This window comes from Clostridium tertium (genome assembly GCF_902652255.1).
Classification (GTDB): domain Bacteria; phylum Bacillota; class Clostridia; order Clostridiales; family Clostridiaceae; genus Clostridium; species Clostridium tertium_A.
On the sequence record NZ_CACRTO010000005.1, the window covers coordinates 267,990 to 280,013 of the forward strand.

11 protein-coding genes, 1 pseudogene and 1 riboswitch are annotated in these 12,024 nt (G+C 28.3%); of the genes and pseudogenes, 1 reads left to right on the forward strand and 11 read right to left on the reverse strand.

Going from position 1 to position 12,024, the window contains the following annotated elements; translation table 11 throughout:
• Window positions 1–2: 2 nt before the first annotated feature.
• The 10 genes from GPX08_RS01210 to GPX08_RS01255 all read right to left on the reverse strand — a co-directional run bounded on the left by GPX08_RS01210 (window position 3) and on the right by GPX08_RS01255 (window position 9,885).
• Window positions 3–908 (reverse strand): ROK family protein, encoded by a 906-nt coding sequence (locus tag GPX08_RS01210; protein WP_156624583.1) that lies wholly within the window; start codon window positions 906–908, stop codon window positions 3–5.
• Window positions 909–910: 2 nt separating this feature from the next.
• Window positions 911–1,591 (reverse strand): lipolytic protein G-D-S-L family, encoded by a 681-nt coding sequence (locus GPX08_RS01215; protein ID WP_156624584.1) that lies wholly within the window; start codon window positions 1,589–1,591, stop codon window positions 911–913.
• 47 nt (window positions 1,592–1,638) lie between these two features.
• The gene (locus GPX08_RS01220) at window positions 1,639–3,027 is read right to left on the reverse strand and encodes a family 1 glycosylhydrolase (RefSeq protein WP_156624586.1); all 1,389 of its coding nucleotides are present in this window, start codon (window positions 3,025–3,027) and stop codon (window positions 1,639–1,641) included.
• A 16-nt stretch (window positions 3,028–3,043) separates the two neighbouring features.
• Complete coding sequence (celB, locus tag GPX08_RS01225; protein WP_156624588.1) at window positions 3,044–4,366, reverse strand: PTS cellobiose transporter subunit IIC; 1,323 nt, start codon at window positions 4,364–4,366, stop codon at window positions 3,044–3,046.
• A 174-nt stretch (window positions 4,367–4,540) separates the two neighbouring features.
• Window positions 4,541–5,251, reverse strand: a complete 711-nt coding sequence (locus GPX08_RS01230; protein ID WP_156624590.1) for a UTRA domain-containing protein — start codon at window positions 5,249–5,251, stop codon at window positions 4,541–4,543.
• A 132-nt stretch (window positions 5,252–5,383) separates the two neighbouring features.
• A complete protein-coding gene (uvsE, locus tag GPX08_RS01235; protein WP_156624592.1) occupies window positions 5,384–6,358 on the reverse strand; it encodes a UV DNA damage repair endonuclease UvsE in 975 nt (324 codons plus the stop codon).
• Between the two features lie 94 nt (window positions 6,359–6,452).
• Window positions 6,453–7,010 (reverse strand): hypothetical protein, encoded by a 558-nt coding sequence (locus tag GPX08_RS01240; RefSeq protein WP_156624594.1) that lies wholly within the window; start codon window positions 7,008–7,010, stop codon window positions 6,453–6,455.
• 73 nt (window positions 7,011–7,083) lie between these two features.
• A complete protein-coding gene (locus GPX08_RS01245; protein ID WP_156624596.1) occupies window positions 7,084–8,079 on the reverse strand; it encodes an adenosine deaminase in 996 nt (331 codons plus the stop codon).
• Between the two features lie 94 nt (window positions 8,080–8,173).
• A riboswitch (purine riboswitch) is annotated at window positions 8,174–8,273 on the reverse strand.
• A gap of 126 nt (window positions 8,274–8,399) precedes the next feature.
• Complete coding sequence (locus GPX08_RS01250; RefSeq protein ID WP_156624598.1) at window positions 8,400–9,218, reverse strand: aldo/keto reductase; 819 nt, start codon at window positions 9,216–9,218, stop codon at window positions 8,400–8,402.
• Between the two features lie 217 nt (window positions 9,219–9,435).
• Window positions 9,436–9,885, reverse strand: coding sequence for an Hsp20 family protein (locus tag GPX08_RS01255; RefSeq protein WP_156624600.1), 450 nt, complete (start codon window positions 9,883–9,885; stop codon window positions 9,436–9,438).
• A gap of 212 nt (window positions 9,886–10,097) precedes the next feature.
• Here GPX08_RS01255 and GPX08_RS01260 point away from each other — a divergent pair.
• Window positions 10,098–10,949 (forward strand): annotated as a pseudogene (locus GPX08_RS01260) (Cof-type HAD-IIB family hydrolase).
• A gap of 228 nt (window positions 10,950–11,177) precedes the next feature.
• Here the strand turns inward: GPX08_RS01260 and GPX08_RS01265 are convergent.
• Window positions 11,178–12,023, reverse strand: coding sequence for a Cof-type HAD-IIB family hydrolase (locus tag GPX08_RS01265; RefSeq protein ID WP_156624602.1), 846 nt, complete (start codon window positions 12,021–12,023; stop codon window positions 11,178–11,180).
• Between the last annotated feature and the right edge of the window lies 1 nt (window position 12,024).

A 12,024-nucleotide genomic window follows, 5' to 3' on the forward strand; every position in this document is an offset into this window, starting at 1 on the left:
TTCTACGCCTTCCTTTCATTTAAAAAATTATATAATGCTCCTATCATATTGGCGTCATTCCCATACACGCACTTTTTTATTATGGGCTTTACTTTTCCATCTGTATTTCCACTAAAAATGTCATGTAATTTCTCATTGACTTTTTCTATATAATTTTCTCTTTCACTAATCGCTCCGCCTAGTACTATAATTTCTGGATCAAATGTATATTGAATGTTATATATACCGATTGCCATATATCTAAAGTACTTATCAACTTCTTCTCTCGCTACTTCATCACCTTCATCAGAAAGTTTAAAAGCTTTAAGACCATCTATCTCATCTTCTTGGATTCCCTTCCTAATAGCAATACTTCTTGCCAAGGCTGTTGTAGATCCTACTCTACTCCAAGTTAAGTATTTTTCATCATTATCTTCATTGTAATCAACAATACAATAACCAAACTCACCACCATGCTTATGTACTCCTGCGTGAATTCTTTTATCTTTTACTATTGCTCCGCCAATTCCAGAGCCACAAACAACGAAAGCACAATCATTAACCTCTTTTGCTGCCCCTAGCCAACACTCTCCTAATGCTGCACAATTGGCATCATTTTCTATAGAAACATCAAGCTGTGTACTTTCTTTTAAAATTTCTTTAAAATTTGGACCATGAATATATGGTATTGCACTAGCTCCTCCAACAATTCCAGTTTTTCTATCAACTGCTCCTGGAGAACTTATAGCTATTCCTTTTAAATCATATTTATTCTTATTGATTATTACAGTATTAATTAGTCCACTAAAAAACCTCTCTACTGTATCAGCTACTTTTATCTTATCTTTTTTTATTATTTCTCCAACTTCATTCATTATTGACCATTTAACTGATGAACCGCCAATATCAAAAACAATATAATTACTCATGTTTACTCCTCCAAATTCTTATATAAATTTATCAATACAGGTTTTATAATATCCGTCAATTTTTCATATCCTTTTGAAGTTAAGTGTAACCCGTCTGTAGTATATATTTCTTTAATATTCCCGCTTTCATTATCTATAAACTCATTAAATATATCTATAAAATTTACATTCTCGTATCTATCACTAATCTTTTTTATTTCCTTATTGACTATACTGATATTAAAATTAGTTCTTAAATTTTTTCCAACCTTAGGTCCTTGTCTATTTTCATCACAAGGTGTAGTTGAAACTATTAATATTTTTACATTTTCAATATTACCTTTAATTAATCTTATGAGCTTATCAATATTTAAGGCTATTTTTCTAGGACTTCTCATATTTGTATTGCCTAAGTCATTTGTCCCTATAGAAATATACACTAATAATGGCTTATACTTTATAACAGCCTCATCACAAATCCATAGTAAAGTCTCAGATGTAAATCCAGGTATTCCACAGTTGTATTTATTACTTATTTCAGGTATATATTTATTAATATCATATGCCTCTACAATAGAGTCACCCAAAAAAACTATACCATCACTAATGGAATACTTATTATTTGATATAATTCTTTTCATGATATCAATTTGATATTCTCTTAATTGGTACTGGTCATCATTAAAAACCATATCTTCTTTCATATCATTCTCCCTTCAATAATAGGGTGGCAAATATGCCACCCAAATTATTAAAATCCATTGTTTTTTGCTACATCTTTTATCCAATAACCTGACTTTTTAATAGTCTTAATTTGAGTTGCTAAGTCTACAGAAATAAATCCATACCTATTTTTATATGCATTTGACCAGGACCAACAATCAATTGGAGTCCATGAGTGGAATCCAAAACAATTTGATCCTTCTTCTATACCTTTATATAAGTATTGAAGGTGCTCTTCGAAAAATTCAATTCTATAATCATCTTCTATGGTTCCATCTTCATTTATATATCTTTCTTCACCTTCAACTCCCATTCCGTTTTCAGATATAAACCAAGGTATATTACCATAATTATCTCTTATATTAATAGCAATATCATACATACACTTAGGATATATCTCCCATCCTCTATATGGATTCATTCTTCTTCCTGGCATCTCATAATTATCAAAGTATTTATCTGGCATCCAACCATTACTATTATCAAACTCAACTTCCTTAGATTTAACTCTTCTTGGTTGATAATAATTAACTCCTAAGAAATCTATTGTATTGTTTTTTATAATACTAATTTCTTCTTCAGTGGCTTCCCATAAAACATGATCTTTTTCTAACACTGAAACTAATGCTTTAGGGAAATCCCCTTTAATAGCTGGATCTAAGAATGAATTATTAAAGAAATCATCAGCAAATTTTGCAGCTTCTACGTCCTTAATATCATTACTTCTTGGATATGATGGTGTTAAATTAAGAATTATTCCAATCTTCCCATTATCCCATTGTTTCTTATATGCTTCTATAACTTTCGCAGATGCAAGATTTAGATTAAACAATACTTGTATAGCCTTTTTCCCATCAACTAACTTCGGATAATGGAATTGATATAAATATTCTCCTTCAACTACAACTATCGGTTCATTAAATGTTGTCCAATATTTAACTCTATCTCCAAACAACTTAAAAGCTGTCTCTGCAAATTTCACAAATAAATCTACTACATGTTTTGATTCCCATCCACCATATTTATTATATAAATCTACAGGTATATCAAAATGATGTAAATTAATTACTGGAATCATCCCATTTTTTATACACTCATCTATTACATTATTATAGAATCTAATTCCATCTTCTTCTGGCTCTCCTGTTTCAAAATCCTTTATAAGCCTTGTCCATTGAATTGAGGTTCTAAAAGAATTCAAACCTATTTCTTTTAACATAGCTAAATCTTCTTTATAACTATTATAAAAGTTAGATGCCACATTAGGTCCAACCCTATCAAAAAATGCATCTGGCTCTATGTCATACCAATAATCAAATACACTTCTATGCTTTTTATTAAATCTACCTTCTGATTGAGGCCCAGATGTTGCTGAACCCCACCAAAACTTTTCTGGAAATATATATTTTTTATTCATATCTAGCTCTCTTTCTTTATGCGTTAGTTACGTTATTTTCCTCTTGTACTTCAAGTATCTTTTCATTTTTCAATGTAAATTTATCTAAGGATTTTATAAATGGCATCCATGTTACAAATACTATACCAAAGTTAACAAGTTGTAATAATCCACCTCTAATTGAATTTGTAGCTAAAGCTCCACTAAAGACTATTGGCACTGTCCAAGGTACTGCAACACCAGTTGTCTTAGGTACTATACCTGTGCTCATTGCAAAATAAGATACTGTTACTACTAGTATTGGAGCAATAATCCAAGGAAGTATTATAGTCGGATTCATTACTATAGGTAACCCAAATATTATAGGTTCATTAACATTAAATACTCCTGATGGAGCAGCTAATTTTGCTACTTCTCTCATTTGTTTACTCTTACAGAAAATAAATATTGCTGCTATTACTGCTAAGGTCATACCTGTCCCACCCATTCCAACAGTAAATGTTTCTATAAATTGCTTAGTTATTACATGAGGAAGGTTACTTCCTGCTACAAAAGCCTCATAGTTTTCTAATGATAAGGTATTCCAAATCGGATCTAATACTGAGTTTACGATTATTTGTCCATGTAATCCAAAGAACCATAATATTTGAATAGCAAAGATAGCTACTAAAGTTGCTAAAAGTCCACTACCTAAAGATATTAATGGCATCTGAATTATTTCATAGATGCAGTCATGTATATTTCCCCATGGTGTGTAATTAAAAACTATTCTTATAATAAGGAATATACCTATTACAAGACATCCAGGAATTAATGCTGCGAAAGATTTTGCAACAGTTGGTGGAACACCATCTGGCATTTTAATTGTCCAATTTCTTTTAATTGCCCAAACATAAATTCTTGTTGATACAAAGGAACCTATAATACCTACAAACATTCCTTTTGCTCCTAATCTAGCAATTGGAATTACGTCATTGATTACTGTACCATTCTCAGCTGTAGCAGTAAGAGGAGTTAGTACTAAAAATGCTGAAACTGCTATAGCTGCTGAAAATATTGCATCAACATCATAGCTCTTTGCAAAATAATATCCTATACCTATTACTACAAATAATGTAGCAATACTCATAGTAGCTGAAGGTAATATACTAAAAATATTATAAATTGCTGAAACACCATCAGGTCCTATAAGCTTGTCTAAATAAGGTAAATTCATAATTACAACTGCAAGAGATCCAACAATAGTAAGCGGAAAACTTAACATAAAAGCATCACGTAAGCAAGATAATATCCTGCTAGAAGCTAGATTTCCTGCTATAGGTAGAAATTTTTCTTCAATTAAAGAGTTAAACTTGTTCATAATTCTCATCTCCTAATTATATTCAGTTAGTGATATCACGCTTTATGGAATCCATTACAATTAATATACTATAAATCATATCATGAGTCAAGCAAAAGATATATCTTTTTATTTTAAAAGTAATTACTTTGTTCGATAAAAAAGAAGAGATTCATCTCTGAATCTCTTCTTTTTCTACTTTACACTTATGCTTTTAAACTCAAATTTATCACTTCTATGTCTAGATTTGGAATATTCAAAGGCTTGCCCAGTATCTAAATATGCGGATTGCTCTACTTCTAAAATAGGAAAGTTCTCACTTATTTCTAAATACTCTTGCTCCATTTTAGTTGGTAAGGATGCTCTTATTGTTCTATGTGCACTCTTAATTTTCAAATTTAGTATTTCTTCAATATATTCGTATATAGATCCTTTTAAAGTATCTATCTTTATTCCAGGTATTATGTCTATTGGCATATATGTATATTCCATAACATATGGAACGCCATCTGCGTATCTAGCTCTTACTATATAATATACAAATTCATCCTCAGAAATTTTAAGTTTGTCTGCAATCTCATCCTTTGCATTAATTATTTTAAACTCTACAATTTTAGATATAATCTTTTTATCACTAAATGTTTTTGTAAAGCCTTCAAATTGGTTAGATGTGCTAATATCATAAACTTCTTTGTTATCAATATCTTTAACGAAAGTTCCAGATCCCCTTCTCTTAACTACTAAACCCTTCATTACCAATTGATCCATTGCTTTTTTTATAGTTATTCTACTAACACCATATTTTTCACACATTTCCTTTTCTAAAGGTAATTGATCATTTGGGAGATACTCTCCTACTTCTATTTTGCTTTTTATATCTTCCGCTATTTCTTCATATTTCAACATATGAGTGCACCCCACTTTTTTTTATAATTATACTTATATTATATCAATTTATACTAATTTGTCATATCTTTTTAAATTTATAATATAAAAAGCTATAGAAAGAAATAATAATCTATAGCAAATTCTAATACTTCATAATATTATTGTTGTTTCATCTTCCCATTTTAGACTTGGATTTATTTCTTTAAGATCACTAACTAACTTAAATAAAGCTACATCTTTTTCTTTACACTCTAGCATTATATCAACATCACGATTAAAAGATCTTAGCTTTTCTATAAATTCTATAAAATCTACAGGATTTATAAAGTCGGAGTGTTTTTTATCTACTTTATCTACTAAGGTTATATCTTTAGGAGATGAAAAATGCATCTTAGGTGGTAAGTTCTCATTATTCCAAGTATTAAATATGTCTTCTAATATATTTGTTATTTCATCACCGTTATTATTACAATTATGATGATGAATATCTAAAACCATAGGAATATTTATGCTTTTGCATAAATTTAAAGTTTCATTAGCAGTATAAGTCTTATCATCATTCTCTATCATAATTCTTTCCTTTATTGAGCTTGGCATTTTTGAGAAACTATCAATAAATCTTGTTATCGCCTTCTCTTTTCCACCTGTAGCTCCACCAACATGAATAACCATTTTCCCATCCTTATAGTCCATATCTTCAAACCATTCGACTTGTCTACTTAAATTAATTATTGTATTTTCAACTACTTTAGGATTATTACTGTTTACTACATTGAATTCATCCGGGTGAGTATCTACCCTCATATTAGAATCCTTTATAAGTTTTCCTATGTACTGAAAATCTTTTTTATAAATTTCTCTATGTCCCCAGTATCCAACATCAGGATGCGTTACTAAAGGAACTAAAGCTGAAGTTATTCTATAAAAGTGAATATTATTCTTTATATTATATTTTAATAATTCTTCAAGAGCTATAAGATTAGATAAGGCCACAGTTTTTAACTTTTCTAATCTCTTTTCTTCAGTATTAATTTTTAAATAATTTGAAAAAGTTACAGTACTAGAACTAGTAACCTTCCTTCCCAGTACATTTGAAATAGCAACATACCCAAGTCTAATTCTCATAAATCTTCTCCATTCTAAAATTCATTAAAATTAGTTTATCCTACTATTTCAAATATAAACAATAATTTATAACGTTAAAATATAATATACACCATTAAGATGTAGTATTAAAAATTCCATATTTGCCTGTAGTACTATCTTTAAAATAATCATATTTTGGTGGATTAATAGTGAATATAATAAATACTATTATATGAATAAGTATTCCAAGGATTGCAACATAAAAAAGTGTTTTTTTATAATTAGTTTTGCAAGCTTTATAATACCCTGCTATTTGTCCAAATACTATGCCTATAAAATATGAACCTATATCAACTATTAAGTTTAAAGTTTCAGGTGCTTCCTTGAAGAAATAATGCCAAAGTGCAGTTAATGAAAAATAAACTATTTCAAATATAATAATTGAAATAAACTTACTAAATAAAAAGTTTCTTGTTTCATCTTTAACAAAAAAGTACTCTATAATTGAATAAATTATTATTGGAAAAAATCCTATTTTCCAATGCTCCCACATGCTTTCATTTACAGGTGCTATTAATCCAACTATAAAATTTTGACCTAAGATATCATATAATTGATGCCAAAGCACTCCTAAGAAAAATATTATAAATATACCAGCTATCTCGTATTTCAACAGTTTTTTGCAGTTCAATTTAATTCCTCCAATATAATATTTACATTGTATTTTATGTTAGATTAACTACAAACTATGCAAAATAAATATTCTAATTAACAAATGATAATAACCACTTCTTAGTTTCTTCATCACAAAAAGCTGATTTTATACTTCTGTAATAAATATCATTATACTCATCTAAAGTTAAGTCAAAAGTATTAAATATACTTTCTAATTCTTCAGATAATGTTATATTAGAAACTGTTCTATTATCCGTACTTATAGAAATATTTATACCATCTTTGTAATATTTATAAAATGGATGATTCTTATATGAATCTACAGCTTTAGTATCAATATTACTTTTAGGGCAAACCTCTAAAGTAACGCCCTTTTCTTTTACTAAATCATATGCTTCTTTACTTTTATAAATATAAAATCCATGTCCTATTCTTTCCGCTCCTAATAAATTTATAGCATCAATAACATTTTCTGCAAATCCTGTTTCACCAGCATGAATAGTAACTTTATATCCATATCCTTTAGCTAAATTAATCGCATCAACATAATCTACTGCAAAGCCTTTATTTTCAACAGCTGCTAAATCAATAGCACTAACACCTTGTCCTATAAATTCTTTGCCAGCTTCTATAGAGTCATATACGTGATCCAAACTCATACTTCTCATACATGAAATTATAGCATTACCCTTAATATCAAAGTCTAGTTCAGCCTTCTTAATTCCATCTACTACAGCTTTTATTACTTCCTTTAATGTAAGTCCCTTTTGTGTATGTAATATTGGAGCAAATCTGACCTCCATATATTTAACATTTTCTTTTGATGCATCTTCTAGTAATTCATAGGCAATTCTCTTTAAATTTTCAGAGCTTTGCATAAGAGAATTAGGTAAATAGAATTTAGTTAAATAATCATCTAATGAAGTGCATTCTTCTCCAATGGATAAAAGATCTTTAACATACTCATATCTATAACTCTCAATTTCTATTTTTTCTTTCTTTGCCAGTTCTACAGCTGTTTCTATTCTTAGGCTACCGTCTAAATGACAATGTAATTCTATCTTTGGTAATTTTTTTATATCCATAACATTACTCCTTACTAAATATAATTATTAATTTATACCTAGGGAACCAGAAAAATTGTAATTTTGTATAAAAAAAACTTGATTACGAAGAAATCACGCAAAGTGACTTCTTCGTAATCAAGAATTATCGGTCCTTGGTAGAGACCCCTAAACCATATTATTAGGGTTATACGAAGCTTTGTAATTATTGATAATTACAATAATATATAAAAATTTATAATTATATTTCCTTTTTTATTTCTCTATATTTAAATTAATAATTATTCTAGCACAATAATTAAAATAGTCAATATATTAATTATTAAAATAATTAATGATTCTTAGAAAGTAAAAGTATCTGGGTCTGCTCCAGTTCTTATATTCTTATTCATTCCATTGATCAACTCAATTTCTTCATTAGTTAATTCAAAATCAAATACATCAGCATTTTCTTTAATTCTTTCTTCATGAACAGATTTAGGGAACACTACTATTCCTCTTTGTAATATCCATCTAATGATTACTTGTGCAACAGATTTATTATACTTTTCACCTATTTTCTTTATATCCTCATTCTCTAAGCAAGCTCCTGATCCAAGAGGTGACCAAGCTTCAAAAACTATACCTTTTTCCTTACACATTTCTAAAAGAGCATTATCTTGAATTTGAGGATTAAACTCCATTTGATTAACAGCTGGAACTATTTCTGTATTAGCCAACAAGTCCTCTAAATGATGGATTTTAAAGTTTGACACTCCAATAGCTTTCGCTCTACCACTCTTGTAAATTTCTTCCATAACCTTATAAGACTTAATATATTTATCTTTAACTGGCCAGTGAATTAAGTATAAATCAACATAATCTAATCCAAGCTTTTTTAAGCTAGTCTCAAAAGCCTCCATTACTCTTTCGTCTCTCATATCTTGATTCCATAACTTTGTAGTTATAAATAGCTCTTCTCTAGGAATTCCACTTTCTCTTATTGCTTCACCAACAGCTTCTTCATTCCCATAAATTGCTGCAGCATCTATATGTCTATAACCAATCTTTAATGCAGTAAGAACTGCATCCTTAGTAGCTTCTCCACTTCTCCAAACCCCTAATCCAAATTGGTAAATTTCATTACCAGTATTCATTTTGATTTTACTATCTATATTCATTTTACTACCTCCTAAAAATTTATTATATAAATATTATAACCTAAATTTTCTAATTTTTGAAAATTAGATAAGCATTATTATACTTATTGTTTTAATTTCATAACTGAATACAATTAACTCTAAAATACTATAATTTAAAAATGAAAAATTTATTCAAATTATTACAAAATAGAAAGAGGTTGCCATATAGCAACCTCTTTCTATTTATTTATACCAATTATTTTATTTCAATTTTTTTAACTGGAGAAATTTCTTTGTTTAACTTAGGTAAATTGATTTTAAGTACTCCATTCTCAAAATCAGCTTGAATCTTATCTTCCTCTACATTATCAATATAGAAGCTTCTCTTAAATTCTCCATAGCTTCTTTCTTTTCTAACGTAATTGTCTTTATTTTCTTCTATAACATTATCTCTTTTTGCTGAAATATCTAAATATCCATTACTATAACTTATATCTATGTCTTTTTTATCAACACCTGGTAAATCTGCTTCTACAATATAATTATTATCAGTTTCTTTTAAATCCACTGAAAAATTACTTTTAACTAGTCCAAATGGAGATAAGCTAAAGAAATCATCATTAAAGAAACTATTTAACATGTTATCAAATTCATCTCCCTTTCTTTGTACTGAATTATTTTTTCTCCAAGGTATAATATCAAACATACTAAAAACCTCCTTTAATTATTTTATTTGGTATTTCCTTTTACAATTTAATTATAAATCTAAGGTCAAAGAAAGTCAAGGTTTAAAAGTAAGAAAATAAAAATTTAATCTCTATATTCCTTGAATATTTATCATTCATATTTTGAATAGTCTCTTAACTTAGTATCCTAATATTAGTATAATTAAATAAAATAACTATAGGAGGAATAAATATGAGTGATATAAAAGTAATAATTATGGACGTAGATGGTACATTAACCAATAATAAAAAGGTAGTAACAGAGAAAACAAAAAAAGCTTTAATAAAGGCACAAGAACTTGGATCAATACTAGTTTTAGCATCTGGAAGACCTACATCTGGATTACTTGATTTAGCTAAAGAACTTAAAATGAATGAACATAATGGATTATTAGTTTCTTTTAACGGATCTAAAGTTATTGACTGTGAAACTAATAAGGTTTTATTTAATGAAACTATGTCTGTGGAAGAAGGACAAGCTGTTCTTGAACATATGAAAAACTTTAAAGTTAAGCCTATGATTGACAAAGGCGACTATATGTACGTTAATGATGTATTTGATAATGAAGTAATGTACAATGGTGAGCCTTTTAATATAATTAAATATGAATCTCGTGGTGGAAAGTTTAAGTTATGTGAGCAATAAGATTTAGCTGCCTTTGCTAATTATCCATTAAATAAAATTTTAACTGCTGGCGATCCAGAATATCTTGAAGAACATTATAAAGAAATGATGGAACCATTTAAAGATAAATTAAGCTGTATGTTTACAGCTCCATTCTACTTTGAATTTACCGCTAAGGGAATAGATAAGGCTAAGGCTTTAGATAGCGTATTAATTCCTATGGGCTATAAAAATGAAGAAATGATTGCTTTTGGGGATGGTCATAATGATGCTTCTATGATCAAATATGCAGGTATTGGAGTTGCTATGGAGAATGCAGTGGATGACTTAAAGGCTATAGCTAATGAAGTTACTTTATCTAATGAAGAAGATGGTATAGCTTATACTCTAAGCAAATATATAAAAGGTATAGATATTTAAATTATAAACTTAAAATATAATAAAGTATTTTAAATGTTCATGAAGTTATATTCATGAACATTTTTTATTAATTGAAAGTTCATTAGAATTATAATATTCCTGTTATTATAAACGTTATTGAAAAGTTAGAAGGCTATATAGGACTAATTTATATTATAGTCCATATAAAAGTAAAAAAAGCTACATCAAGATCAATTACTTATAAATCAATCTGATGTAACTTTTTTATTATATTAAATTATTCTTTTTAAAACTAAAGTATATACCATCATTGCTAGCATCATAAGTAACTTCATCTGCAATTTTAATTAATGCAGGTTTTGCATTTTCCATTGCTACTCCATAATTAACCGCTCTAAACATCTCTAAATCATTTTCACCATCACCATATGCTAGTGTATTTTCCTTATTTCTAGCTAAATGATTTATAACAAATTCAATAGCTGTACATTTATTTATACCCTTAATTCCAACTTCACCACTATCTTGTCCAAATTGAGGAACTGTATTATGGTATATTTCTAGTTCATTACTAAATCTTTCATAAACCTTTTCGTAAGGATATCCATTAGAAATAAATGAAATCTTATTTACATTACTATAATTAATTTCTTTATCCTTATACTCATCTATAACTTCATTAAACCATTTAATTTCTTCTTTTGCTTCTTCATATTCCTTGCTATTTCTTACAAGCCCCTTAGTAACCTGTCTTAAAATAGTATCTTTACAATTTTTGCTACCAAACAATCCATCGTTTGATTCTATATAGTAAGCAATGTTATGACTTTCAAAGTACTCTATTAATTTTAAAACATATTCTTTAGGCATTTTCTTGTGCATTAATATTTCACTATTAATTTCAATATAACCACCACCTGCACAAATCATTCCATCAAAGCCTATTGATTCTATATCCTCAGTAATTTCTGGCTTTGATCTACCTGTACAAATAAACACTAGATGTCCATTATTTCTAGCTAACTTAATAGCTTCTTTAGCTGATTTTGGAACTTGTCCACTCATATCACATAATGTTCCATCAACATCCATAAAAATCAACTTTTTATCCATA